Source organism: Tenacibaculum sp. HL-MS23, assembly GCF_032463465.1.
Classification (GTDB): domain Bacteria; phylum Bacteroidota; class Bacteroidia; order Flavobacteriales; family Flavobacteriaceae; genus Polaribacter; species Polaribacter bernardetii.
The window spans coordinates 1,234,940-1,260,238 of sequence record NZ_CP135989.1 but is presented as its reverse complement, the minus strand read 5'-3'; the positions used below and the strand labels follow the sequence as shown (position 1 = coordinate 1,260,238).

Sequence of the window (25,299 nt, the reverse complement as noted above, 5' to 3'; positions counted from 1 at the left end):
GATGTATTTAGTTTACGTCCCACCAAAGTTTGGTGAATAAACCATCTGGGCCTTGAGCAGCGACAGCAGCATCATAATTAGCTTTATTCTGAGATACTTCTGCAGTAGGATAACCATGTCTTACAGGTATAGAAGTACCGTTTAAAGGATTAACTGCAGGTGATAAATTAGGGAAATCTAATCTTCTCCATTCAGCCCAAGCTTCATAAGGTTGGTAAAATAATGCTAACCATTTTTGTTCAGCTATCTGATTCATCGCTGAAGCAGCATTGTATGCAACATCTGCTTCTAATAAATAAGCATCTGCATCGGCAGAATCTACAGACCATTGCACCATAGATGCTTTTACAGCGTCTTCATAAAATGTTTGAGCACTTCCTGGAATCCAACCTAATAAAGCTGCTTCAGCTTTGTTAAATGAGATTTGAGAATAAGTAAACATTGGTAAATCTCTTTCACTATTCTTAATTAGATCATCGTTCATAAAAGATACATCAGCATTAGGAATAGTACCTGACTGAGACCATCCGTAAAGTAAACCAACAAAGGTTCCTGTAGATGCAGCTGGTTCACCAAATTTAGGTAAACGAGGATCGTTTAAACCTAACATTCTATCAACAAGAACATCACTTAAACATTCATCTGTTCTTCCTAAATCAATATAATCATCCTGGTAAGGATTGTCATATGCATCATTAGCAATAGAAGGGAACATAATATCTTCAGAATTAGATGATATAGCACCTGCCATAGCTTCGTTGAACTTTGTTGCAGCATAACCACCTGCAGCAGGATATACTTTTGCTAAACGAATAGCCATATTCATTTTTAAAGTGTTTCCAAATTTAGTCCATTTAGCCATGTCTCCACCAAATAAAATATCTCCTTGTGGTGCATCACCTGAATCCATTTGAGCTAACGCTTCATCTATTTTATTAAATAAATCCTTGTAAATATCCTCTTGTGAATCATATTTAGACTTTGAAGAAGATCTTCCTCCAAATGCATCGCTATAAGGTAGCATACCCCAACGGTCTGTTGCCCATTGAAAATAATAAGACCACATTAACTTAGCTACAGCTATTTGGTTGTTGTTAGAACCATACACTGCTGCTGCAACTTTTGTGCTTTCATTAGTGTTTAAATCTATTATTTGTAACAAGTTAGGAAATACTTTGTTGTAAAAATTTACAGTACCATCTACTCCTGCACCACTACCCACAACATTCCAGTTATAGTTTATAGTTTGGTATCTCGACTCTTCAGTGTACTGCGTTTGTGATAAATGCTGTACATATAAAGAAGGAGTTGCAGTTGAACTTAAACTTACAGTTCCTACTATTTTTGATTGTGCTCCTGTTAAAAGTGACGATGGAATCGCTACTACAGGATTATTTTTGTCTACACCTGTGTCACCAAAGTCGTAACTTTCACAACCTACTAATAAAACAGAGGCAGCTACAGTAGCTAACAAGCTTTTGAATTTTTTATTCATTTTCTTAATATTTTTAATTAAAATTTAACTTTTACGTTTATTCCGAAAGAACGGCTACTTGGTAACTGACCACCTTCTTCCCAACGTAATCCACCAGCAGAAGTGTTTTCTAGCTCAGAAGGATCCACTCCGTCTACGCTTGAATATATCAACCAAAGGTTATTAGCAAAAGCATTTAAAGAAATACTTTCGATAAATGAATCTTCAAATATCGTAGAAGGTAAATCATACCCTAAAGATACTTGTCTTAGCTTAACGTAAGATGCGTCATATAACCACTTTTCATGTAAAGCGAATAAACTACCGTAATAGGTTTGAGGTTCAACATAATAAGAAGCAGGTTGGCCAGTTGTAGAATCAACTCCGCTAACTAACACACCACCTGTGTTTGCGTTTGCTGAATCACCAAATATTACATTGTCATTAGTTGCGGAAGGATCTGCATCAGTTGGTGCAGGAACATTCGTTCCGCTAATGGCATCTCTTACTGGGTTACCAGCGGCGTTGTTACCTACAGTTGGTGCTAATAAACCAGAGTAGTTACCAAACATTTGAGTTACAGAGAAGAATTTACCACCACTTTGGAAATCAACATTAGCACTTAATGTAAAGTTTTTGTATTTAATTCTGTTAGATAAACCACCAGTAAAATCAGGAAGTAAGTTACCTAAATATTGGTTTTGTTCAAACTGAATTTCACCTTGATTATTTAATACCTGGTTACCAGCATCATCTCTAATTATTTTTCTACCATAGATAGCTCCATATTCTTCACCTACTCTAGATTCAATATTAATACCTCTCCAAGTAGTGTCTAAAATTTCATTTTCAATAGCTTCACCTGTATCAGGATCTACATATAACTCATCAGTAGTTTTTTCTAATGTAGCAAAGTTAACACCAATGTTCCATTCAAAATTTTCATTCCTAACAGGTGTTGCATTTAAAGCAATCTCAAGACCTTTACTAGTAAATTTACCAGAGTTTACAGCAGCTCCAAAATAACCAGATGCTGGAGATAGTGGCACATCAATAGCTAAGTTTTTGTCTTTTCTATTAAAGTAAGTAAAATCTACACCAAATCTATTTCTAAAAAATTGTAATTCAGTACCAACTTCAAATTCTGTTCTCACACCACCTTCAATAAAAGGATTAGCTTGATTTGAGTTGTTGTAGAAAGGAACAACACCATTATTGTTAGAACCTAACGTGTAAGTTTGTGTTGTACTTCCAAATCTTGGGAAATCAGGTGCTTCAGCATAACCAAGTCTTAATTTACCAAAAGAAAAAGCTTCTGATTCAATTAATTTGCTAAACAAGAAACTTCCAGAAACACCATAAGTTATTACTCTGTTATTTTCATTATCAGCATTAGAGTTCCAGTCACCTCTTATAGAACCGTCTAAATATAACATGTCTTTAAAACCTAAAGATGCTGTAGCAAATAAACCATTGTTTCTTGCTTGAGAATTGAAAGCAGTATAAGTTGGCCTATCTTTTGAAGATGCAATTGTAAAAATACCAGGTATTGTTAACCCACCAACAGATGTAGCAGTTGTTCTTCTTTCTTTATCAGTTCTAAGCTCAGTACCTAACGTTGCAGTTAAATCTAAATCTTCAGTTAAGTCTTTTTGATATGTTGCTGCAGCAAAAAATTCGAAAGACGTTAAAGTGTTTTCTTGTTCAGTAAATTCAGTTTGGTTTAAACCACCAAATCCAACTCTAGCATCACTTTTAAAAGTGTTAACAGTTCTTCTTAACTCTACATTTAAGTTTATGTCATCATTAACTTCATAATTTAAACCAAAGTTACCAAAAGTAGCATCTTTTACTTGGTTTTTAGTATTGTTCTCTACCTCGAAAAATGGAGAATCCCAATATAATGGACGAGGATCAGCATTACTTCTTAGGTTCCAAGAATACCATTGATCATTTTGGAAGTCATTTTTTCTTATTCTATCCATGTCTAATTGTCTTTGCCACCATTGGTTAAAACCAGAAGCAAGACCATTATAACCACCTGTAGGGTTGTTTACTGTAGTTCTATTTTGATAGTTAATATTAGTGTAAACATTTAATCTTTCACTAACATCAAAGTTAGCTTGAACACTAACTTGGTTAAGTTGTCTTTCAGAATTTGGTATAACTCCTTCAATATCAACATTTCTTACAGAAGCTTTTACATTATAACCATCTCCTCCTTTAGAAAAAGCAAGGTTGGTATTTCTTGTAACACCTGTGTTAAAGAAATCTTTAATGTTATTAGCGTTAGGAGACCATGCTCTTAACTCTCCAAATTCAGCACTATTAGGAATCCAGCTATCCCAGTGTCTAACTAATCTTCCATCTAATTTAGGGCCCCAAGAAGCATCTGCTGCATAATTAGGAATGTTTTGACCATTTAAGGTAGAGAACTCTTGAGAGTAACCTCCACCGTATTCATTCTGGTATTCAGGTAAAACATAAACGTTAGAAACCTGTATAGATTGATCTAAAACAATAGATGTTTTTCCGTTTTTAGCTTTTTTAGATGTAATTACAACTACACCATTTTTACCAATAGGACCATAAAGAGCTGTTGCAGCACTACCTTTTAATACACTTAAGTTTTCAATATCGTCCGTGTTAATATCAGATGAGCTAGAAACTTTTACTCCGTCTACCACGTATAATAAATCTGACTCACCTCTTAATCTTACTAAGGCGTTACCAAAACCAGTACTAGGAGCACCAAGTATTTGAACACCTGCAACTCTACCAGCGATAGAATTGTTAAGGTCAACCTCTCTTGTTTGAGTAAGTTGTTCTGCCTCTACAGTTTGTTGAGCAAAACCTAAACTTTTCTTTTCTCTTTTAATACCTAGGGCAGTAACAACAATCTCGTCAAGTACGTTGTTGTTTATCATTAATACATTAAGTTGATTAGAACTTCCAACTGTTTTTTCAGCAGTTTTCATTCCAACAAAACTAAAAACAAGTACTTCGCCTGTTTTAGCACTGATAGAATAATTACCATTGAAGTCTGATTCTACACCAACAGTAGTTCCTTTTTTAATTACGTTAACTCCAGGCAGAGGACCTGTTTCGTCAGAAACAACACCTGAAATTGTTCTTTCTTGCGCGAATGTTACTTGAACAAGTAGCGCTAAAAAGAAAGTTAAAATCCCATTAAATTTCGTTTTCATTTTATAATTGTTTGAATTAATTGTTCAAAAATCTTAAATAATTCTTAATTAAACAACATAAAAGTTAATTATTTCTTAATAAAACACATAAATTATTGTGTTCGTTGTAAGTGTGTTGGGTGTAGGGTATACTGAAGGTTTTTAATTTTTGCTTCTACTTGTAAGAATTTTTATTTTTTGCAGGGGGATCTGTTTTTTAAAAATAACTCATTGATATTTGAATAATTAGAAAATAATTGTACATTTGCACACTCTTTTAAAGAGAGTAATTTTTAGTACAAATTAAAAACAAGTAATAATAGTATGCCAACTATTCAACAATTAGTTCGTAAAGGAAGAACCAAAATAACTAAGAAGAGTAAATCGGCTGCTTTACAAGCTTGTCCTCAGAGACGTGGAGTTTGTACGCGTGTGTATACCACTACACCTAAGAAACCTAACTCAGCAATGAGAAAGGTAGCAAGGGTAAGATTAACAAATGGTAACGAAATTAACGCGTATATTCCAGGAGAAGGGCACAACTTGCAAGAGCACTCGATAGTATTAGTTAGAGGTGGAAGGGTAAAAGATTTGCCAGGAGTTAAGTATCACGTAGTACGTGGTGCATTAGATACTGCAGGAGTTGAGGGTAGAACCCAACGTAGATCTAAGTACGGTGCAAAACGCCCAAAGAAGTAAAAACAATCAATTAACTTTTTTAATGTAAAGACATGAGAAAAAGAAAAGCGAAAAAAAGGGTTCTTTTACCAGATCCAAGGTTTAACGACCAATTAGTAACACGTTTTGTAAACAACTTAATGTGGGATGGTAAAAAATCTGTAGCTTTTAAAGTATTTTACGATGCAATGGATATCGTAAACGAAAAAAAGACTGACGAAGAAAAATCAGCCTTAGAAATTTGGAAAGATGGTTTGTCAAATGTAATGCCACATGTAGAGGTTCGTTCTCGTCGTGTAGGTGGAGCAACATTCCAAATTCCAATGCAAATTCGCCCAGACCGTAAAGTGTCTATGGCTATTAAATGGATGATAACATATACGCGAAAGCGTAATGAGAAAACAATGGCACAGCGTTTAGCTGCTGAAATTTTAGCTGCGGCTAAGGAAGAAGGTGCTGCTGTTAAGAAGCGTACAGACACTCATAAGATGGCTGAAGCTAACAAAGCATTCTCACACTTTAGATTCTAAGAAATGGCTAGAGATTTAAAATTTACTAGAAACATTGGTATTGCTGCGCACATTGATGCTGGTAAAACCACTACGACAGAACGTGTATTATATTATACAGGTGTTAGTCATAAAATAGGTGAGGTGCATGATGGTGCCGCAACTATGGACTGGATGGAGCAAGAACAGGAAAGAGGTATTACAATTACTTCTGCTGCTACTACTTGTGAATGGAAATTCCCATTAAACAATGGTGAATCTACAGATGAAACAAAAGGATATCACTTTAATATTATTGATACTCCAGGTCACGTTGATTTTACAGTTGAAGTAAATCGTTCATTAAGAGTACTTGATGGATTAGTTTTCTTATTTAGTGCAGTTGATGGTGTTGAGCCTCAGTCTGAAACTAACTGGAGACTTGCTGATAACTATAAAGTGCCACGTATCGGTTTTGTTAACAAAATGGATCGTCAAGGATCTAACTTTATGGCAGTATGTCAGCAAGTTAAGGATATGTTAAAGTCAAACGCAGTGCCAATTGTTATGAACATTGGTGATGAAGATGAGTTTAAAGGTATTGTAGATTTAGTGAAGAACCGTGCTATTGTATGGCATGATGCTACACAAGGAGCTACATTTGATGTTATTGATATTCCAGAAGATTTAAAAGAAGAAGCTGCTGAATTAAGAGGTAAACTTATTGAAGAGGTTGCTGCTTATGATGAAAATCTTTTAGAGAAATTCATGGAAGATGAAGACTCTATTACTGAAGAAGAAGTGCATGCTGCGCTTCGTGCTGCAGTTATGGATATGTCTATCATTCCTATGATTTGTGGATCAGCGTTTAAAAATAAAGGAGTACAGTTCTTATTAGATGCTGTTTGTCGTTATTTACCTTCTCCAATGGATAAGGAAGCAATCGTTGGTACTAACCCAGATAATGGTGAAGAGATTTCTCGTAAGCCAGATGTAAAGGAGCCTTTCGCTGCTTTAGCATTTAAAATTGCTACTGATCCTTTCGTAGGACGTTTAGCATTCTTTAGAACATATTCTGGTCGTTTAGATGCAGGTTCTTATGTTTTAAACAACCGTTCAGGAAAAAAAGAACGTATCTCTCGTATCTACCAAATGCATGCTAACAAGCAAAACGCTATTCCTTTCATTGAGGCAGGAGATATCGGTGCAGCAGTAGGTTTTAAATCAATTAAAACAGGAGATACTTTGTCGGATGAAAAACATCCTATTGTTTTAGAATCTATGGACTTCCCAGATCCAGTAATTGGTATTGCGGTTGAGCCTAAAACTAAAGCAGATGTAGATAAATTAGGAATGTCTTTAGCAAAATTAGCAGAAGAGGATCCTACATTTACAGTAAGAACAGATGAAGCTTCAGGGCAAACTATTATCTCAGGAATGGGAGAGTTACACTTAGATATTATTGTTGATCGTTTAAAACGTGAATTCAAAGTAGAGGTGAACGAAGGTCAGCCACAGGTAGAATACAAAGAAGCAATTACAGCTGCAGCTGAACACAGAGAGGTTTTTAAGAAACAATCTGGTGGACGTGGTAAATTTGCTGATATAGCATTTACGATGGAGCCTGCTGATGAAGGTGTTCAAGGTTTAGTGTTCGAATCTGTAATTAAAGGAGGTAACGTTCCTAAAGAATTTGTTCCTTCTGTAGAGAAAGGTTTCAAAGAAGCTATGAAGAACGGTCCTTTAGCTGGATATGAAATGGATTCAATGAAAGTAACTTTAAGAGATGGATCTTTCCACCCTGTGGATTCTGACGCATTATCTTTCGAGTTAGCTGCAAAAATGGGTTATAAAGCTGCTGCTAAAGCTGCCAAAGCCAGAATTATGGAGCCATTAATGAAAGTTGAAGTATTAACTCCTGAAGAAAACATGGGAGATATTGTAGGAGATTTAAACAGAAGAAGAGGTCAGGTTAACGATATGAGTGATCGTGCTGGATCTAAAGTTGTAAAAGCATTAGTTCCATTATCTGAAATGTTCGGATATGTAACAGCTTTAAGAACAATGTCTTCTGGTAGAGCTACTTCTACTATGGAATTTTCTCACTACGCAGAAACTCCTTCTAATGTTTCAGAAGATGTTATTGCAAAATCTAAAGGTTAATAAGATATTAAGATGAGCCAAAAAATTAGAATTAAATTAAAATCTTACGATTACAACTTAGTAGATAAATCTGCTGAAAAAATCGTAAAGACAGTAAAGTCAACAGGAGCTGTAGTAAACGGTCCTATTCCTTTACCAACAAATAAAAAGATTTTTACAGTATTACGTTCACCACACGTAAACAAAAAATCTAGAGAACAATTTCAATTATCTGCTTACAAAAGATTATTAGACATTTATAGTTCTTCTTCGAAAACTATTGATGCTTTAATGAAACTTGAGTTACCAAGTGGAGTTGAAGTTGAGATTAAAGTATAAGTAATTAACTAACTTTCGGTTTAATTTTTTTAAACCGAAAGTTTTTTATACTTTTGCGCACCGGAATTAACGTTTCGTGGTGTAAAAATGCTGATTTGTTCAGTGTTTAACATGTCCTGAGGGTTTCGCGAAGGAAAAATGGTAAAAACAAATTCAGAGTGAAGATGTTTTTCGCTCTTTTTTTTGTGTGAAATTTAAAAGGAAAAAACTGAAACATTTGTTTCAAAAAATTTTTATTAATAGACGCGCTGGATAAATAAAATCTATCGTCTTAAAATTAACAAATATGTCTGGGTTAATAGGTAGAAAAGTAGGTATGACCAGCTTATTCGATGAGAACGGGAAAAACATTCCTTGTACTGTAATCGAAGCAGGGCCATGCGTGGTTACCCAAGTCAGAACCGAAGAGGTAGACGGCTATAGTGCGTTACAACTTGGTTTCGATGACAAAAAAGCAAAAAGCTCTAATAAAGCTTTAGATGGACACTTTAAAAAAGCTGGTACATCTGCTAAGAAAAAAGTCATTGAATTTCAAGGATTTGACGGAGAGTATAAATTAGGTGATTCAATTACTGTTGAGCACTTTGCTGAAGGAGAATTCGTAGATGTTTCTGGAGTTTCTAAAGGTAAAGGTTTTCAAGGTGTTGTTAAACGTCATGGGTTTGCCGGTGTTGGTCAAGCAACTCACGGTCAGCATAACCGTTTAAGGGCTCCTGGTTCGATTGGTGCTGCATCATATCCTGCAAGAGTATTCAAAGGAATGCGCATGGCAGGTCGTATGGGTGGAGACAAAGTAAAAGTTCAAAATTTAAAAGTATTAAAAGTGGTTGCTGATAAGAATCTTATCGTAGTTAAAGGAGCAATTCCTGGTCACAAGAATACTTTTGTAACTATCGAAAAATAATGAAAGTAGCAGTTTTAGATATTACAGGAAAAGATACCGGTAGAAAAGTTGAACTTTCTAACGAGGTATTTGGTATTGAACCAAACGATCACGCAATTTATTTAGATGTAAAGCAGTACTTGGCGAATCAAAGACAAGGAACTCACAAGTCTAAAGAAAGAGCAGAAATCGCTGGTAGTACAAGAAAGATTAAAAAGCAAAAAGGAACAGGTACCGCACGTGCTGGTTCAATCAAATCTGGAGTTTTCAGAGGGGGTGGACGTATGTTTGGACCAAGACCTAGAAACTACTCTTTTAAATTGAATAAAAACTTAAAGCGTTTAGCACGTAAGTCTGCTTTAAGTATTCAAGCAAAAGAAAGCAATTTAGTTGTTGTTGAAGATTTCAATTTTGAAACTCCAAAAACTAAAGAGTTTATCAATGTTTTAAAAGCTTTAGAGTTAGACTCTAAAAAATCTTTATTTGTATTAGGAGAAGAAAGTAACAATGTTTACTTATCATCTCGTAACATAAAAGGATCTAAAGTAGTAAACGCTACAGGAGTTAATACTTACAGTGTTTTAAACGCTAACAAAGTAGTTATTTCTGAAAGCTCTTTAGAAGGAATTCAAATTAACTTAAGTAAATAGGGAAAGATATGAGTATTTTAATTAAACCTATTATTACGGAAAAAGCAACTAAAGATAGCGAAGTATTTAATCGTTATGCATTTGTTGTGAATAGTAAGGCTAATAAATTGGAAATCAAAGGAGCTGTTGAGGCAACTTATGGTGTAGCAATTAAGTCTGTTAAGACCATGAACTACCCTATTCAAAGAAATACTAAGCACACAAAAAAAGGTTTAGTAACAGGGATAACTAGTGGATACAAGAAGGCAATCGTTCAGTTAGCTGAAGGAGAAACTATTGATTTTTATAACAATCTTTAAGAAAAGACAGAATGTCAGTTAGAAAATTAAAACCAATAACACCAGGTCAGCGTTTTAGAGTTGTAAATGGGTTCGACACCATAACAACTGATAAGCCGGAGAAAAGTTTACTTGCTCCGAAAAAACGATCTGGAGGTCGAAACAACCAGGGTAGAATGACAACACGTAATATCGGTGGTGGTCATAAACAAAAATACCGTATTATTGATTTCAAAAGAAACAAACAAGGTATCCCTGCAACAGTAAAAACTATAGAGTACGATCCAAATCGTACGGCATTTATTGCTTTACTTAGTTATGCTGATGGTGAAAAGCGTTATGTAATTGCACAAAACGGTTTAAAAGTAGGTCAGGTAATCGTTTCAGGTAAAGGATTAGCTCCAGAAGTGGGGAATGGTTTATACTTAAGCGAAATTCCTTTAGGAACAACTATTTCTTGTATTGAGTTACATCCAGGTCAAGGAGCTGTTATGGCTCGTTCTGCTGGTTCATTTGCTCAGTTAATGGCAAGAGATGGTAAATACGCTACAGTTAAGTTACCTTCAGGTGAAACAAGATTAATCTTGTTAACTTGTATGGCAACTATCGGAGTTGTATCTAATTCAGATCATCAATTACTAGTTTCTGGTAAAGCAGGTAGATCTAGATGGTTAGGTAAACGTCCAAGAACAAATGCTGTTCGTATGAATCCAGTTGATCACCCAATGGGTGGTGGTGAAGGACGTTCTTCAGGAGGACATCCAAGATCAAGAAACGGTATTCCAGCTAAAGGGTTTAAGACTAGATCTAAAACTAAAGCTAGTAATAAGTATATTTTAGAACGTAGAAAGAAATAAACCATGGCAAGATCATTAAAAAAAGGACCTTTCGTTCACTATAAGTTAGAGAAAAAAGTGTTAACTAACGTTGAAACTGAGAGTAAGTCAGTTATCAAAACTTGGTCAAGAGCAAGTATGATTACTCCAGATTTCGTTGGTCAAACAATTGCTGTTCATAACGGACGTCAGTTTGTACCAGTTTACGTTACTGAAAACATGGTAGGTCATAAATTAGGCGAATTTTCACCAACACGTTCTTTTAGAGGACACGCTGGTGCAAAAAATAAAGGTAAAAAATAGTAGGAAATTATGGGAAGTCGTAAACATAACATGGCAACACAGTTAAAAGAAGCAAGAAAGTCTAAAGCTTTCGCTAAAATAACTAATTGTCCTACATCACCAAGAAAAATGCGTTTGGTAGCAGATTTAGTAAGAGGAGTAGAGGTTGAAAAAGCTTTGCAAATCTTAAAGTTTAGTCCAAAAGAAGCATCAAGAAACTTAGAGAAATTGTTAATGTCTGCAATAGCAAACTGGCAAGCTAAGAATGAAGATGCTAGTATCGAAGATGCTGGGTTATTCGTTAAGTCTATTTTTGTAGATAGCGCAGGTATGTTAAAGAGATTAAGACCAGCTCCACAAGGGCGTGCACACAGAATTCGTAAGCGTTCTAATCACGTTACTTTAGAGCTAGGAGCTAAAAATAAAAGTAATTAATCAAAGTAGAAATGGGACAAAAAACAAATCCAATAGGAAATCGTTTAGGAATTATCAGAGGATGGGAATCTAACTGGTATGGTGGAAATGACTACGGAGATAAATTAGCTGAAGACTATAAAATAAGAGAGTATATTAATGCTCGTTTATTTAAAGCAAGTGTATCAAGAGTAATTATTGAGCGTACGCTTAAACTTGTAACCGTTACTATCACTACTGCACGTCCAGGTATCATTATTGGTAAAGGAGGTCAAGAGGTAGACAAGTTAAAAGAAGAGCTTAAGAAAATTACAGGAAAAGAAGTTCAAATTAATATTTTTGAGATTAAGCGTCCAGAATTAGATGCTACATTAGTAGCGGCTAGTATTGCTCGTCAAATTGAAAATAGAATTTCTTACAAGCGTGCTACAAAAATGGCTATTACTGCAGCAATGAGAATGAATTCAGAGGGGATTAAAGTCCAAATTTCTGGTCGTTTAAATGGAGCAGAAATGGCACGTTCTGAGCATTATAAAGAAGGAAGAATTCCTCTTTCTACTTTTAGAGCAGACATTGATTATGCACTTGTTGAGGCACATACACAATACGGAAGATTAGGTATTAAGGTATGGATCATGAAAGGTGAGGTTTATGGAAAACGTGAATTATCTCCATTAGTAGGATTATCTAAGCAAAAAGGTGGTGCTAATAAAGGTGGTGGAAACAAACGTCAACAACCTCGCAGAAGAAAATAATTTTTAAAATTAGAAATTAAAAATGTTACAGCCAAAAAGAGTAAAATACCGTAAGGTACAGAAGGCGAAAGGAAATATGAAAGGTAACTCTGGTAGAGGTGCTCAACTTTCTAACGGAATGTTTGGTATCAAATCATTAGATCAGAATTTACTTACCTCTCGCCAAATAGAGGCAGCTCGTATTGCGGCAACTCGTCACATGAAGAGAGAAGGACAGCTTTGGATTAAGATATTTCCAGACAAGCCTATTACCAAGAAACCATTAGAAGTACGTATGGGTAAAGGTAAAGGTGCTCCTGACCATTTTGTGTCAGTAATTAAACCAGGTAGAATTTTGTTTGAAATTGGTGGTGTACCAATGGATGTTGCAAAAGAAGCTTTACGTTTAGCTGCACAAAAACTTCCAGTAAAAACGAAGTTTGTTATTGCAAGAGATTTTGATTTTAACGCTTAATTCTATATACTATGAAACAATCAGCAATTAAAGAATTAACCACAACTGACTTACAAGGAAGGTTTGTGACGTTAAAGAAAAATTATACGGATCTTAAGATGGCTCACGCCATAACTCCATTGGAAAACCCAATGCAGATTAAAAGCTTAAGAAAAACTGTAGCAAGAATTGCTACGGAGTTAACTAAAAGAGAATTACAATAATTCTAGTCAGTTTTAAAGATGGAAAAAAGAAATCTTAGAAAAGAGAGAATAGGTGTAGTATCTAGTAGCAAAATGGAGAAATCTATTGTTGTTAATGAGGTAAAAAGAACTAAGCACCCAATGTACGGTAAATTCGTATTAAAAACGAAAAAGTATGTTGCACATGACGAGAATAACGACTGCAACGAAGGAGATACAGTTAGGATAATGGAAACACGTCCTATGAGTAAATCTAAACGTTGGAGATTAGTAGAAATCTTAGAAAGAGCTAAATAATATGTTACAGACAGAATCAAGATTAAGAGTCGCAGATAACACTGGAGCAAAAGAAGTTTTAGTGATAAGAGTTTTAGGAGGAACAAGAAAGCGTTATGCTAGCGTTGGAGATAAAATTGTAGTAACTGTAAAGTCTACATCTCCAAACGGAAGTGTAAAAAAAGGTCAAGTATCTCGCGCAGTTGTTGTTCGTACTAAAAAAGAAATTAGACGTAAAGACGGATCATACATCAGATTTGATGATAATGCTTGTGTACTTTTAAATCCTACAGAGGAAATGAGAGGAACTCGTGTATTTGGTCCTGTAGCCCGTGAATTACGTGATAAGCAATTTATGAAGATAGTATCATTAGCACCTGAAGTGCTTTAAATCGACATTAAGATGAAAAAGTTCAAAATCAAATCAGGAGATACTGTAAAAGTATTAGCAGGAGATCACAAAGGATCGGAAGGTAAAGTTTTACAAATCTTTAAGGATAAAGATAGAGTATTAGTTGAAGGTGTTAACATGGTGTCTAAGCACACTAAGCCATCTGCAGCTAATCCTCAGGGAGGAATTGTAAAAAAGGAAGCTTCTTTACATATATCAAACTTAGCATTAATCGAAAACGGTGAAGCTGTAAAAGTTGGATATAAAGTAGAAGGAGATAAGAAAGTTAGATTTTCAAAAAAATCAGATAAAGCAATATAACAATGAGTTACGTACCAAGATTAAAAGAGGAGTACAAGAGCAGAGTTATAAAAGCTCTTACTGAAGAATTCGGTTATAGTAATGTAATGCAAGTACCTAAATTACAAAAGATTGTTGTAAATAAAGGTGTTGGGGCAGCTATAGCAGATAAGAAATTAATAGAATACGCTATTGACGAGTTAACTACAATTACAGGTCAAAAAGCAGTTTCAACCATCTCTAAGAAAGATGTTGCAAACTTCAAATTACGTAAGGGAATGCCAATTGGTGCAAAAGTTACGTTAAGAGGAGTTAAAATGTACGAATTTTTAGACAGATTAGTTACTGCTTCTTTACCACGTGTAAGAGATTTTAACGGAATCAAAGCTAATGGTTTTGATGGTAGAGGTAATTATAATTTAGGAATTACTGAACAAATCATCTACCCTGAAATTAATATTGATCAAGTAAAAAAGATTAGTGGAATGGATATTACTTTTGTAACATCTGCTAACACTGATAAAGAAGCTAAATCATTATTAACAGAATTAGGTTTACCATTTAAAAAGAACTAAGACATGGCTAAAGAATCAATGAAAGCGCGTGAGCGCAAAAGAGCTAAAGTGGTAGCAAAGTATGCAGAGAAGAGAAAAGCTTTAAAAGAAGCTGGAGACTACGAAGCATTACAAAAGTTACCAAAGAATGCATCACCAGTTAGAATGCACAATCGTTGTAAATTAACAGGTCGTCCTAAAGGATATATGCGTCAGTTCGGAGTTTCACGTGTTACTTTTCGTGAAATGGCTAACCAAGGATTAATTCCAGGTGTTAAAAAAGCAAGCTGGTAAACAGCACTTTTTATTAAAGTTTAAAAAAGCGTATCACATTTTTGTGGTATGCTTTTTTGTTTATAAAACAGTACAATTTTGTGTTTTTTGATGGCTGATATATTTAATTTTTTCACCAATAAATTAAGACTCAAAATGATAAGGTATTAAATGCTTGATTTTTAAAAAGTTTATGTATATTTGCACACTGTTTTTACAGGGTATGTTGTGTCTTGTAGGTAAATACTGTGTAACAGTATAATGCTTATGATATTTTATCCGAAAAGCAAAAAATAAATATTAACTGGTTTCAGGTTCGTTGGTAGTTGATTTTCATACTGGAAATAACTATAAATGAAAACCAAAACCGAAATTTAATTAATTATGTATACAGATCCAATCGCGGATTTTCTTACTCGTGTTAGAAATGCTATCGCAGCAAATCACCGAGTAGTCGAGATTCCTGCTTCAAAATTGAAGAAGGAAATGACGAAAATTTTGTTCGATCAAGGTTATGTTTTAAGCTACCAGTTCAATGACGATAAAGTTCAGGGAACAATCAAGATAGCTTTAAAGTATGATCGTGAAACGAAAGAATCAGTAATCAGAAAAATTCAAAGAATTTCAACACCAGGTTTACGTAAATACGTTGGTTCGAAAGAGATGCCAAGAGTATTAAACGGTTTAGGTATTGCTATTGTTTCTACATCTAGAGGTGTAATGACAAACAAAAAAGCAAAACTTGAAAACGTTGGTGGAGAAGTATTATGTTACGTTTATTAATCACTTTGTACAATGAGTAGAATAGGAAAAAATCCAATCGCATTACCACAAGGTGTTGAAGTTAAAGTAGACGGAAATGTGGTTACAGTAAAAGGTAAATTAGGAGAATTAACTCAAGAGTTAAAATCTGAAATTACTGCAGAAATTGAAGATGGTGTTTTAACAGTTAAAAGAACATCAGATAGTAAAGACCATAGAGCAGCACACGGTTTATATCGTGCTTTAATCAATAACATGATTGAAGGTGTTTCTAATGGTTATACTAAGGAATTAGAGTTAGTAGGTGTAGGTTATAGAGCATCTAACCAAGGGCAAAAATTAGATTTAGCTTTAGGTTTTTCTCATAACATTGTTTTAAACTTAGCTCCTGAAGTAAAGGTTGAAACAGTATCTGATAAAGGTAAAAACCCAATCATTAAATTATCTTCATTTGATAAGCAATTAGTTGGTCAAGTAGCAGCTAAAATTCGTTCTTTCCGTGCTCCAGAGCCGTATAAAGGAAAAGGAATTAAGTTTGTAGGAGAAGTATTAAGAAGAAAAGCAGGTAAATCTGCATAATAAATAAGAGATATTATTATGGCATTATCAAAGCTTGAAAGAAGACAACGAATTAAGTATAGAATTAGAAAAGTTGTTACAGGAACTACTGCTAAACCTAGGTTATCAGTTTTTAGAAGTAACAAAGAAATCTATGCTCAATTAATTGATGACGTTGCTGGTGTAACATTAGCATCTGCATCATCAAGAGATAAAGAAATTACATCTGGTTCTAAATCAGAAGCTGCAAGTGCAGTAGGTAAAGCAATTGCTGAAAAGGCTGCTGCAAAAGGTTTTGAAACTATTTCTTTTGATAGGAATGGATTTTTATACCACGGTAGAATTAAGGTGTTAGCAGAAGCTGCTAGAGAAGCTGGTTTAAAATTTTAAGAAATTATATTATGTTAGGATATAAAAACGTAGAAAGAGTAAAACCAAGCGGATTAGAGCTTGTAGATAAATTAGTAGGTGTACAACGTGTAACCAAAGTAACAAAAGGTGGTAGAGCATTTGGTTTCTCTGCAATCGTAGTAGTTGGAGATGGTAACGGAGTTGTAGGTCATGGATTAGGAAAGTCTAAAGATGTTGCTTCAGCAATTGCAAAAGCAATTGAAGATGCAAAGAAAAGTTTAGTGCGTATTCCTCTTTTAGACGGAACTTTACCTCACGAACAAAAAGGTAAATTTGGTGGAGCAAAAGTATTCATCAAGCCAGCCTCACATGGTACGGGAGTTATAGCCGGTGGTGCAGTACGTTCAGTATTGGAATCTGTTGGTATTAAAGACGTATTATCTAAGTCTCAAGGATCATCAAACCCTCACAACGTAGTAAAGGCAACTTTTGATGCTTTATTACAATTACGTAGCGCGGCAACAATTGCTAAGCAAAGAGGAATTTCTTTAGAGAAAGTTTTTAACGGTTAAAATTTAAGACGATGAGTAAAATTAAAGTTACACAAGTAAGAAGTAAAATCGGTCGCCTTAAAAGTCAAAAATTAACCTTAGCGGCTTTAGGTTTACGTAAGATGAATCATACTGTAGAACACAATGCAACAGCATCAATTTTAGGTATGGTAAAAACAGTTTCACACTTAGTTTCTGTAGAAGAAATTAAATAAGACAATATAAGATGAGTTTACACAACTTAAAACCTGCAGCAGGATCTACTAAGAGCGGAAAAAGAATCGCTCGTGGTGAAGGATCTGGACATGGAGGTACCTCTACAAGAGGTCATAATGGTCAGAAGTCTCGTTCTGGTTATTCTCGTAAAATAGGATTTGAAGGAGGACAAATGCCTCTTCAAAGACGTGTACCTAAATTTGGTTTCACAAACATTAATCGTAAAGAGTATGTTGGTGTTAATTTAGATAAATTACAAGGATTAGTAGAGAACGGAAAAATTACAGATACAGTTACTTTAGAGGTTTTAGTAGAAAACCGTTTAGCTCGTAAAAACGATTTAGTAAAAATACTAGGTGGTGGTGAGTTAAAGGCTAAATTAAACATAACTGTACATAAATTTACTGCAACAGCAAAAGCGGCTATTGAAGCTGCAGGAGGTGAAGTAGTTACATTATAAGAAAATTGTAAATGATGAATTTTATAAATACGTTAAAAGACATTTGGAAGATAGAAGAGTTAAAAGAGAAATTACTTTTAACTTTAGGTTTAATCGCTGTTTACCGTTTTATGGCAGCAGTTCCATTACCAGGAATTGACCCGACACAGTTATCAGCTTTACAAGACAGTACTTCTAGTGGACTTTTAGGTTTATTAAACGCATTTACAGGAGGGGCATTTGCAAGAGCGTCAGTAATGGCACTAGGTATAATGCCTTATATTTCTGCATCGATTGTAGTACAGTTAATGGGTATCGCGGTACCTTATTTACAGAAGTTACAAAAAGATGGAGAAAGTGGACGTAAGAAGATTACACAAATAACAAGATGGCTAACAATTGCTATTACATTGTTTCAAGCACCAACCTATATTGGTATTATTCAAAACCAAATGGGATTAGGACCTGAAGCATTTTTAGTAACAGGAGCTACATTTTGGGTATCATCAATAATCCTATTATCTGCAGGAACAATTTTTGCAATGTGGTTAGGAGAGCGTATTACAGACAAAGGAGTTGGTAATGGAATTTCATTATTAATTACTGTAGGTATTATCGCTAACTTTCCAGCTGCATTTATTCAAGAATTAGTTTCTAAACAAACAGCAGGAGCAGGAGGTATTATGATGATTCTAATCGAATTAATAGTTTGGTTTGTAGTAATTTTGTTAACCGTTTTATTAGTTACAGCAGTACGTAAAGTAGCAGTTCAATACGCACGTCGTACAGCCGTTACAGACATTAAAGATGTTGACGGTGCTCGCCAGTACATTCCATTAAAATTGAATGCATCTGGTGTAATGCCAATTATTTTTGCACAAGCTATTATGTTTTTACCAGTAGCATTAGGTCAGAAATTTCCAGCATTAAACAGTTTAACTGATAACTTCGGATGGCAGTATAACCTTATATTTGCTCTTTTGATAATCATTTTTAGTTATTTTTATACGGCGATTACGATCCCTACAAACAAAATGGCGGAAGATTTAAAAAGAAGTAATGGTTTTGTTCCAGGTTATAAGCCAGGAGAAGAAACTGCAGATTATTTAGACTCTGTGTTATCGAAGATAACATTTCCAGGTTCTTTATTTTTAGCAGCTTTATCTATATTACCAGCAATTATTGTAAAGTTTGGAGTTACTCAAAACTGGGCAATGTTTTTTGGAGGTACATCTTTAATCATTATGGTTGGTGTAGCAATAGATACCATACAGCAAATTAACTCGTATTTATTAAATAGTCGTTATGACGGTTTAATGAAATCAGGTAACAGTAACAGAAAATCATTAAAATAATATGGCTAAGCAATCAGCAATTCAGCAAGACGGAACAATAACAGAAGCATTATCTAATGCAATGTTTCGTGTAGAATTAGAGAACGGCCATGTTGTAACGGCACACATTTCTGGTAAAATGCGTATGCATTATATCAAATTATTACCTGGAGACAAGGTGAAATTAGAAATGAGTCCGTATGATTTATCAAAGGCAAGAATTACTTACAGATACTAAAAACACACACTGATGAAAGTAAGAGCATCATTAAAGAAAAGAAGCGCCGAGTGCAAGATTGTACGTAGAAAGGGCAGATTATATGTAATTAACAAAAAGAATCCTAGATTTAAACAAAGACAAGGGTAATGGCAAGAATAGCAGGTATTGATATTCCAAAGAATAAAAGAGGTGTTATCGCTTTAACTTACATCTTTGGTATAGGAAACAGCAGATCTAAAGAAATTTTAGCAACTGCAAAGGTAGACGAAAGTATCAAGGTTCAAGATTGGACTGATGATCAAATTGCAGCGATTCGTGAGCAAGCAGGAACATTTACTATTGAAGGTGAATTACGTTCAGAAGTTCAGTTAAGCATCAAACGTTTAATGGACATTGGATGTCAAAGAGGTATTCGTCACAGATTAGGTCTTCCTTTAAGAGGTCAAAGAACTAAGAATAACTCTCGTACTAGAAAAGGTAAGAGAAAAACTGTAGCTAACAAGAAAAAATAAGTTAGATAAGTAATAAAGATCTAATAGTAGTTGTAAAACTATAAGGTTAGAAAACTAAATTACTAAAACTATAATAATCATGGCAAAGTCTAAAATAACAAAAAAACGTAAAGTTGTAATAGAATCAGTAGGTGAAGCTCACGTTACTGCATCATTCAACAACATTATTATTTCTTTAACAAACAAAAAAGGTGACGTTATTTCTTGGTCATCTGCAGGTAAAATGGGTTTCAGAGGTTCTAAAAAGAACACTCCGTATGCAGCTCAATTAGCAGCAGAAGATTGTGCTAACGTGGCAAAAGAAGCAGGTTTACGTAAAGTAAAGGTGTATGTTAAAGGACCTGGTAACGGTAGAGAATCTGCAATCAGATCTATCCACAATGCTGGAATCGAAGTAACTGAAATTATTGATGTTACACCTATTCCTCATAACGGATGTCGTCCACCAAAAAGAAGAAGAGTATAAGTTGAATTAATTTTCAGCTTATATTTTTATTTTGTGTACTTTTGTGCGCGCAAAAAATAAAATATTTTAACTAAAGTAGGAATCAGGTTATCGAAGGATTAAGCCTTAATTCATAACCCCTGCTAAAACAATAAGAAATGGCAAGATATACAGGACCAAAAACTAAAATTGCTCGTAAGTTTGGCGAGGCAATTTTCGGAGATGATAAAAACTTCGAAAAGAGAAATTACCCTCCAGGGCAGCATGGAAATGCAAGAAGAAGAGGTAAGAAATCTGAATATGCAACTCAGTTAATGGAGAAGCAAAAAGCGAAATACATGTATGGTATTTTAGAACGTCAATTCCGTAACTTATTCAAAAGCGCTCAGGCTGCTGGAGGTGTTACTGGTGAGGTTTTATTACAATTATGTGAATCTCGTTTAGACAATGTAGTATACAGATTAGGTGTTTCTAACTCTCGTAGTGGAGCACGTCAATTAGTATCTCACCGTCATATTACTGTAAATGGAGAAATAGTAAATATTCCTTCTTATAGTGTACAAGCAGGTGATGTTGTTGCAGTAAGAGAAAAATCTAAATCATTAATAGCTATTGAAGATGCTTTGGCATCAAACAGTAACGTTTATGAATGGTTAAGCTGGAACTCTGATTTAAAATCTGGAACTTTTATTAAAGCACCAGAGAGATTACAAATTCCTGAAAACATTAAGGAACAGTTAATCGTAGAATTATATTCTAAATAATAAATTATTCATATTGGTATTTAGCCAAAGGGTTTATGTGTACATCTTCGAACTAATAAACCGCGCAACTAAATAACAATTAAAAAGAAGATACAATGGCAATTTTAAATTTTCAGAAACCAGATAAAGTAATAATGGTTGAATCTACTGATTTTACAGGTAGATTTGAATTCAGACCTCTTGAACCAGGTTTTGGATTAACAATTGGTAACGCTTTAAGAAGAGTATTATTATCTTCATTAGAAGGGTTTGCAATAACATCATTACGTGTTGACGGTGTAGATCATGAGTTTTCAACAATTCAAGGAGTTGTAGAAGATGTAACAGAAATCATCTTAAACTTAAAACAAGTTCGTTTTAAGAAACAAATTGAAGAAACTGATAGAGAAACAGTATCTATATCAGTATCAGGTCAAGAACAATTGACTGCAGGAGATTTACAGAAATTTACCTCAGGTTTTCAAGTATTAAATCCAGATTTAGTAATTTGTAACTTGGATAAATCAGTAAGTTTTAATGCTGAAATCACTATCGAAAAGGGTAGAGGTTTCGTACCAGCAGAAGAAAATAAAAGAGCAGGTGCACCTTTAGGAACAATTTTTACAGATTCTATTTACACTCCTATAAAGAATGTAAAGTATGCTGTTGAAAATTTTCGTGTAGAACAAAAGACCGATTATGAAAAATTAGTTTTTGATATCGATACAGATGGTTCTATCAACCCAAAAGATGCCTTAACTGAAGCAGCTAAAATTTTAATCCACCACTTTATGTTATTCTCTGATGAGCGTATCACTTTAGAGGCAGATGAAATTGCTCAGACTGAAACATATGATGAGGAATCATTACACATGCGTCAGTTATTAAAGACGAAATTAGTTGATATGGATTTATCAGTTCGTGCTTTAAACTGTTTAAAAGCTGCGGAAGTTGATACTTTAGGAGATTTAGTATCATTCAACAAAAGCGATTTAATGAAATTTAGAAACTTTGGTAAGAAATCATTAACTGAATTAGATGAGTTAGTGGCAAACAAAAACCTTAATTTCGGAATGGACTTAAGCAAATACAAATTAGATAGAGATTAACCTTTCATATTTTGCTCCCCAAAATGGGTTGTAGCAAGATGAAAGCCAAAACCAAATGTCATGAGACACGGAAAGAAATTTAATCATTTAGGAAGACAAACAGCGCATAGAAAGGCGATGTTAGCAAATATGGGTTGTTCTTTAATAGAGCACAAACGTATAAACACTACAGTTGCTAAGGCGAAAGCTTTTCGTACGTTTATCGAACCTATAATTACTAAGTCTAAAACAGATACTACTCATAATCGTCGTACAGTATTTAGCTATTTACGTAGTAAAGATGCAGTAACGGAATTATTTAAGGAAATTTCTGTGAAAATAGCTGACAGACCAGGAGGTTATGTTCGTATTATCAAATTAGGAAACCGTCAGGGAGATAATGCTCCTATGGCAATGGTAGAATTAGTTGATTACAACGAATTATACAACCCGAAAGGAAACAAAGCTAAGAAGAACACTCGTCGTAGCCGTCGTGGTGGAGCAAAAACTACTGATGCAGCAGTTGAAACTCAAACTTCACAAGAAGAAGAATAAAAATGAAAATTTTTATAATTTATATCAAAGGGATAAACATTTAATGTTTATCCCTTTTTTTATATATTTTTGCAAAACAAACTACACAACACACTAAATGAAATATCAACAACGTAAAAAAGCATTAGTTCTTTTAGCAGACGGGACCATTTTCTACGGTAAGTCTATTGGAATAGAGGGAACATCAACAGGAGAAATTTGTTTTAACACTGGTATGACTGGTTATCAGGAAATTTTTACAGATCCTTCTTATTATGGGCAACTTATGGTAACAACCAACGCCCATATTGGTAATTATGGAGTAAATAATAAGGAAGTAGAATCTGAGGGTATAAAAATAGCAGGCTTAATTTGTCGTAATTTTAGTTTTACACACTCTCGTGTAGATTCTGATGGAAATTTATTTGACTGGTTTAAAGAACATAATTTAGTTGCTATTTCTGATGTAGATACGCGTGCTTTGGTTGCTTATATTAGAGATAACGGAGCAATGAATGCTATTATTTCTACGGAAGTTGATAATATTGATGCTCTTAAAAAACAATTAGCAGCGACTCCAAATATGGAAGGCTTAGAATTAGCATCTAAAGTATCAACTAAAGAACCTTATTTTATAGGGGATGAAAATGCACCAATTAAAGTATCTGCCTTAGATATCGGTATCAAAAAGAATATTTTAAGAAACTTAGTAAAAAGAGGAGCCTATATAAAAGTATATCCTTACAATGCTACTTTCGAACAGATGAGCGATTTTAATCCTGATGGCTATTTTATTTCTAACGGACCTGGAGATCCTGAGCCGTTAGTGGATGCACAAAACACCGCAAAAGAAATCATTAAAAGAAATTTACCATTATTTGGTATTTGTTTAGGACACCAAGTTATTGCATTGGCAAACGGAATTTCTACATACAAAATGCACAATGGTCATAGAGGAATAAACCATCCTGTTAAGAATTTAATTACAGGTAAAGGGGAAATTACTTCTCAGAACCATGGATTTGCTATTAATCGTAAAGAAACAGAAGAGCATGGAGATGTTGAGATCTCTCATGTACACTTAAACGACCATACGGTAGCAGGAATTAGAATGAAATCTAAAAATGTATTTTCTGTTCAGTACCATCCAGAAGCAAGTCCTGGGCCACATGATGCAGAATATTTATTTGATGAGTTTATAGAAAACATCAAAAAAGCAAAAGTTGAAGCGTAATTAATTATTGATTAATATACCAAAATCAACCACAATTAGTAAATTAGCAACTATATAAATTAGTATTCCCGTGAATTGAAAAGTCACGGGTTTCTGTATTAAAAATAAAGAACTATGAGTATTATAATCAACATTCATGCACGTCAAATTTTCGATTCAAGAGGTAATCCAACTGTAGAGGTAGATGTAACTACAGAAAATGGAGTTATGGGAAGAGCAGCAGTTCCTTCAGGAGCTTCTACTGGTGAGCATGAAGCTGTAGAATTACGCGATGGCGGTAAAGATTATATGGGTAAAGGAGTTTTAAACGCGGTTAAAAACGTAAACACTTTAATAGCACAAGAATTATTAGGTGTTTCTGTTTTTGAACAAAATATGATTGATCAAATAATGATTGATTTAGACGGTACATCAAACAAATCTGTTTTAGGAGCTAACGCTATTTTAGGTGTTTCTTTAGCCGCAGCAAAAGCAGCAGCTAACGAGCTAGGTTTACCTTTGTATAGATATGTTGGTGGAGTATCAGCAAATACGTTACCAGTTCCGATGATGAACATTATCAACGGAGGTTCGCATTCTGATGCACCAATTGCATTCCAAGAATTTATGGTAATGCCGGTAAAAGCTAAAAATTTTACTGAAGCAATGCAAATTGGGTCTGAAATTTTCCATAACCTTAAAAAAGTTTTACACGACCGTAATTTATCAACAGCTGTTGGAGATGAAGGAGGTTTTGCTCCAACTTTAAATGGTACTGAAGATGCCATTGAAACAATTGCATTAGCGACTAAAAATGCAGGTTATAAGTTCGGAGAAGAAGTAATGATTGCTTTAGATTGTGCTGCTGCTGAATTTTTTGTTGATGGTAAATACGATTACACAAAGTTTGAAGGCGCAAAAGGAAAAGTACGTTCTAGTAAAGAACAAGCTGATTATTTAGCGGAGTTAGCAGCTAAATATCCAATTATTTCTATTGAAGACGGTATGGATGAAAATGACTGGGAAGGTTGGAGGTATTTAACTGAAATTTGCGGTGATAAAGTACAATTAGTAGGTGATGATTTATTTGTAACCAATGTAGAGCGTTTATCAAGAGGAATTGAAAACGGAATAGCAAATTCAATTTTAATTAAAGTAAACCAAATAGGAACGTTAACTGAAACTATTGCAGCGGTTAATATGGCACACAATGCAGGTTATACATCTGTTATGAGCCATAGATCTGGTGAAACAGAAGATTATACAATTGCCGATTTAGCAGTAGCTTTAAACTGTGGCCAAATAAAAACAGGTTCGGCTTCTCGTTCAGATCGTATGGCAAAATACAATCAATTATTGCGTATTGAAGAGCAATTAGATGGTGTTGCTTATTATCCGCAAGAAAAAGCGTTTAAAATAAAGTAATTTAAAATTTACGATTTAAATAAATATAAAAACCTTGTTATTTAGATAACAAGGTTTTTGATTTTAGAGAAAGC

36 protein-coding genes are annotated in these 25,299 nt (G+C 34.3%); 34 read left to right on the top strand and 2 right to left on the bottom strand.

All coding sequences use genetic code 11. The features are described from left to right. Window positions 1-7: 7 nt before the first annotated feature. Both RRF68_RS05945 and RRF68_RS05940 read right to left on the bottom strand, forming a co-directional pair. Window positions 8-1,495: a SusD/RagB family nutrient-binding outer membrane lipoprotein gene (locus tag RRF68_RS05945; RefSeq protein WP_315945290.1), complete on the bottom strand. Its 1,488-nt coding sequence runs from the start codon at window positions 1,493-1,495 to the stop codon at window positions 8-10. 17 nt (window positions 1,496-1,512) lie between these two features. Beyond that, the gene (locus RRF68_RS05940) at window positions 1,513-4,680 is read right to left on the bottom strand and encodes a SusC/RagA family TonB-linked outer membrane protein (protein ID WP_315945289.1); all 3,168 of its coding nucleotides are present in this window, start codon (window positions 4,678-4,680) and stop codon (window positions 1,513-1,515) included. Window positions 4,681-4,983: 303 nt separating this feature from the next. On the opposite strand from RRF68_RS05940, the gene rpsL reads away from it, so the two are divergent. From rpsL to eno, 34 genes are all read left to right on the top strand, one after another. Next, complete coding sequence (gene rpsL, locus RRF68_RS05935) at window positions 4,984-5,358, top strand: 30S ribosomal protein S12 (RefSeq protein WP_028887479.1); 375 nt, start codon at window positions 4,984-4,986, stop codon at window positions 5,356-5,358. A 32-nt stretch (window positions 5,359-5,390) separates the two neighbouring features. Then, entirely contained in the window at window positions 5,391-5,867 is a 477-nt protein-coding gene (rpsG, locus tag RRF68_RS05930; protein WP_218771196.1) for a 30S ribosomal protein S7, read from the top strand. Between the two features lie 3 nt (window positions 5,868-5,870). Further along, window positions 5,871-7,988, top strand: coding sequence for an elongation factor G (gene fusA / locus RRF68_RS05925; RefSeq protein WP_275315193.1), 2,118 nt, complete (start codon window positions 5,871-5,873; stop codon window positions 7,986-7,988). Between the two features lie 12 nt (window positions 7,989-8,000). Further along, window positions 8,001-8,306, top strand: coding sequence for a 30S ribosomal protein S10 (gene rpsJ, locus RRF68_RS05920; protein ID WP_024740605.1), 306 nt, complete (start codon window positions 8,001-8,003; stop codon window positions 8,304-8,306). A 286-nt stretch (window positions 8,307-8,592) separates the two neighbouring features. Next, window positions 8,593-9,210 carry a 50S ribosomal protein L3 gene (rplC, locus tag RRF68_RS05915; protein ID WP_218771194.1) on the top strand — a complete coding sequence of 206 codons (618 nt, stop codon included), beginning with the start codon at window positions 8,593-8,595 and terminating at the stop codon, window positions 9,208-9,210. Further along, window positions 9,210-9,839, top strand: coding sequence for a 50S ribosomal protein L4 (gene rplD, locus RRF68_RS05910; RefSeq protein WP_275315194.1), 630 nt, complete (start codon window positions 9,210-9,212; stop codon window positions 9,837-9,839). The genes rplC and rplD overlap by 1 nt, the downstream gene beginning before the upstream one ends. 8 nt (window positions 9,840-9,847) lie before the next feature. After that, on the top strand, window positions 9,848-10,138 hold the full coding sequence (gene rplW, locus RRF68_RS05905) for a 50S ribosomal protein L23 (RefSeq protein WP_218771192.1): 291 nt from the start codon (window positions 9,848-9,850) through the stop codon (window positions 10,136-10,138). A gap of 11 nt (window positions 10,139-10,149) precedes the next feature. Continuing rightward, complete coding sequence (rplB, locus tag RRF68_RS05900) at window positions 10,150-10,974, top strand: 50S ribosomal protein L2 (protein ID WP_218771191.1); 825 nt, start codon at window positions 10,150-10,152, stop codon at window positions 10,972-10,974. Window positions 10,975-10,977: 3 nt separating this feature from the next. After that, complete coding sequence (rpsS, locus tag RRF68_RS05895; protein ID WP_028887472.1) at window positions 10,978-11,256, top strand: 30S ribosomal protein S19; 279 nt, start codon at window positions 10,978-10,980, stop codon at window positions 11,254-11,256. Window positions 11,257-11,265: 9 nt separating this feature from the next. Beyond that, entirely contained in the window at window positions 11,266-11,670 is a 405-nt protein-coding gene (gene rplV, locus RRF68_RS05890) for a 50S ribosomal protein L22 (protein ID WP_218771190.1), read from the top strand. 11 nt (window positions 11,671-11,681) lie between these two features. Continuing rightward, complete coding sequence (gene rpsC / locus RRF68_RS05885) at window positions 11,682-12,404, top strand: 30S ribosomal protein S3 (RefSeq protein ID WP_218771189.1); 723 nt, start codon at window positions 11,682-11,684, stop codon at window positions 12,402-12,404. Window positions 12,405-12,426: 22 nt separating this feature from the next. Next, window positions 12,427-12,858, top strand: coding sequence for a 50S ribosomal protein L16 (gene rplP, locus RRF68_RS05880; RefSeq protein ID WP_218771188.1), 432 nt, complete (start codon window positions 12,427-12,429; stop codon window positions 12,856-12,858). An 11-nt stretch (window positions 12,859-12,869) separates the two neighbouring features. Then, window positions 12,870-13,061 (top strand): 50S ribosomal protein L29, encoded by a 192-nt coding sequence (gene rpmC / locus RRF68_RS05875; RefSeq protein ID WP_218771187.1) that lies wholly within the window; start codon window positions 12,870-12,872, stop codon window positions 13,059-13,061. Between the two features lie 18 nt (window positions 13,062-13,079). Further along, complete coding sequence (gene rpsQ, locus RRF68_RS05870) at window positions 13,080-13,337, top strand: 30S ribosomal protein S17 (protein WP_068703444.1); 258 nt, start codon at window positions 13,080-13,082, stop codon at window positions 13,335-13,337. 1 nt (window position 13,338) lies between these two features. After that, window positions 13,339-13,707 (top strand): 50S ribosomal protein L14, encoded by a 369-nt coding sequence (rplN, locus tag RRF68_RS05865; protein ID WP_218771186.1) that lies wholly within the window; start codon window positions 13,339-13,341, stop codon window positions 13,705-13,707. A gap of 12 nt (window positions 13,708-13,719) precedes the next feature. Continuing rightward, window positions 13,720-14,028 (top strand): 50S ribosomal protein L24, encoded by a 309-nt coding sequence (gene rplX / locus RRF68_RS05860; protein WP_218771185.1) that lies wholly within the window; start codon window positions 13,720-13,722, stop codon window positions 14,026-14,028. Window positions 14,029-14,030: 2 nt separating this feature from the next. Then, window positions 14,031-14,582: a 50S ribosomal protein L5 gene (gene rplE, locus RRF68_RS05855; protein ID WP_058885425.1), complete on the top strand. Its 552-nt coding sequence runs from the start codon at window positions 14,031-14,033 to the stop codon at window positions 14,580-14,582. A gap of 3 nt (window positions 14,583-14,585) precedes the next feature. Further along, window positions 14,586-14,855: a 30S ribosomal protein S14 gene (gene rpsN, locus RRF68_RS05850; protein ID WP_218771184.1), complete on the top strand. Its 270-nt coding sequence runs from the start codon at window positions 14,586-14,588 to the stop codon at window positions 14,853-14,855. Window positions 14,856-15,218: 363 nt separating this feature from the next. Further along, window positions 15,219-15,617 (top strand): 30S ribosomal protein S8, encoded by a 399-nt coding sequence (gene rpsH / locus RRF68_RS05845; protein ID WP_218771183.1) that lies wholly within the window; start codon window positions 15,219-15,221, stop codon window positions 15,615-15,617. Between the two features lie 12 nt (window positions 15,618-15,629). Then, the gene (rplF, locus tag RRF68_RS05840) at window positions 15,630-16,175 is read left to right on the top strand and encodes a 50S ribosomal protein L6 (protein ID WP_315945288.1); all 546 of its coding nucleotides are present in this window, start codon (window positions 15,630-15,632) and stop codon (window positions 16,173-16,175) included. 18 nt (window positions 16,176-16,193) lie between these two features. Continuing rightward, entirely contained in the window at window positions 16,194-16,544 is a 351-nt protein-coding gene (rplR, locus tag RRF68_RS05835; RefSeq protein WP_275315197.1) for a 50S ribosomal protein L18, read from the top strand. Between the two features lie 8 nt (window positions 16,545-16,552). Then, window positions 16,553-17,077, top strand: a complete 525-nt coding sequence (rpsE, locus tag RRF68_RS05830) for a 30S ribosomal protein S5 (protein WP_275315300.1) — start codon at window positions 16,553-16,555, stop codon at window positions 17,075-17,077. 11 nt (window positions 17,078-17,088) lie between these two features. Further along, complete coding sequence (rpmD, locus tag RRF68_RS05825) at window positions 17,089-17,271, top strand: 50S ribosomal protein L30 (protein ID WP_218771179.1); 183 nt, start codon at window positions 17,089-17,091, stop codon at window positions 17,269-17,271. Window positions 17,272-17,282: 11 nt separating this feature from the next. Next, a complete protein-coding gene (rplO, locus tag RRF68_RS05820) occupies window positions 17,283-17,732 on the top strand; it encodes a 50S ribosomal protein L15 (RefSeq protein ID WP_218771178.1) in 450 nt (149 codons plus the stop codon). Window positions 17,733-17,746: 14 nt separating this feature from the next. Then, on the top strand, window positions 17,747-19,066 hold the full coding sequence (secY, locus tag RRF68_RS05815) for a preprotein translocase subunit SecY (RefSeq protein WP_218773491.1): 1,320 nt from the start codon (window positions 17,747-17,749) through the stop codon (window positions 19,064-19,066). Window position 19,067: 1 nt separating this feature from the next. Continuing rightward, window positions 19,068-19,283 carry a translation initiation factor IF-1 gene (infA, locus tag RRF68_RS05810; RefSeq protein WP_104808455.1) on the top strand — a complete coding sequence of 72 codons (216 nt, stop codon included), beginning with the start codon at window positions 19,068-19,070 and terminating at the stop codon, window positions 19,281-19,283. Window positions 19,284-19,295: 12 nt separating this feature from the next. Continuing rightward, on the top strand, window positions 19,296-19,412 hold the full coding sequence (ykgO, locus tag RRF68_RS05805) for a type B 50S ribosomal protein L36 (protein WP_073316873.1): 117 nt from the start codon (window positions 19,296-19,298) through the stop codon (window positions 19,410-19,412). Next, window positions 19,412-19,777, top strand: a complete 366-nt coding sequence (rpsM, locus tag RRF68_RS05800) for a 30S ribosomal protein S13 (protein WP_218771177.1) — start codon at window positions 19,412-19,414, stop codon at window positions 19,775-19,777. The genes ykgO and rpsM overlap by 1 nt, the downstream gene beginning before the upstream one ends. A gap of 79 nt (window positions 19,778-19,856) precedes the next feature. Further along, on the top strand, window positions 19,857-20,243 hold the full coding sequence (gene rpsK, locus RRF68_RS05795; protein ID WP_028887452.1) for a 30S ribosomal protein S11: 387 nt from the start codon (window positions 19,857-19,859) through the stop codon (window positions 20,241-20,243). A gap of 137 nt (window positions 20,244-20,380) precedes the next feature. After that, a complete protein-coding gene (gene rpsD / locus RRF68_RS05790; protein ID WP_218771176.1) occupies window positions 20,381-20,986 on the top strand; it encodes a 30S ribosomal protein S4 in 606 nt (201 codons plus the stop codon). Between the two features lie 95 nt (window positions 20,987-21,081). Next, the gene (locus RRF68_RS05785; RefSeq protein ID WP_218771175.1) at window positions 21,082-22,074 is read left to right on the top strand and encodes a DNA-directed RNA polymerase subunit alpha; all 993 of its coding nucleotides are present in this window, start codon (window positions 21,082-21,084) and stop codon (window positions 22,072-22,074) included. Between the two features lie 60 nt (window positions 22,075-22,134). Further along, on the top strand, window positions 22,135-22,608 hold the full coding sequence (rplQ, locus tag RRF68_RS05780) for a 50S ribosomal protein L17 (protein ID WP_218771174.1): 474 nt from the start codon (window positions 22,135-22,137) through the stop codon (window positions 22,606-22,608). A 97-nt stretch (window positions 22,609-22,705) separates the two neighbouring features. Then, window positions 22,706-23,821 (top strand): glutamine-hydrolyzing carbamoyl-phosphate synthase small subunit, encoded by a 1,116-nt coding sequence (carA, locus tag RRF68_RS05775; RefSeq protein ID WP_315945287.1) that lies wholly within the window; start codon window positions 22,706-22,708, stop codon window positions 23,819-23,821. A 114-nt stretch (window positions 23,822-23,935) separates the two neighbouring features. Next, window positions 23,936-25,225, top strand: coding sequence for a phosphopyruvate hydratase (gene eno / locus RRF68_RS05770; protein ID WP_218771172.1), 1,290 nt, complete (start codon window positions 23,936-23,938; stop codon window positions 25,223-25,225). Window positions 25,226-25,299: the final 74 nt, after the last annotated feature.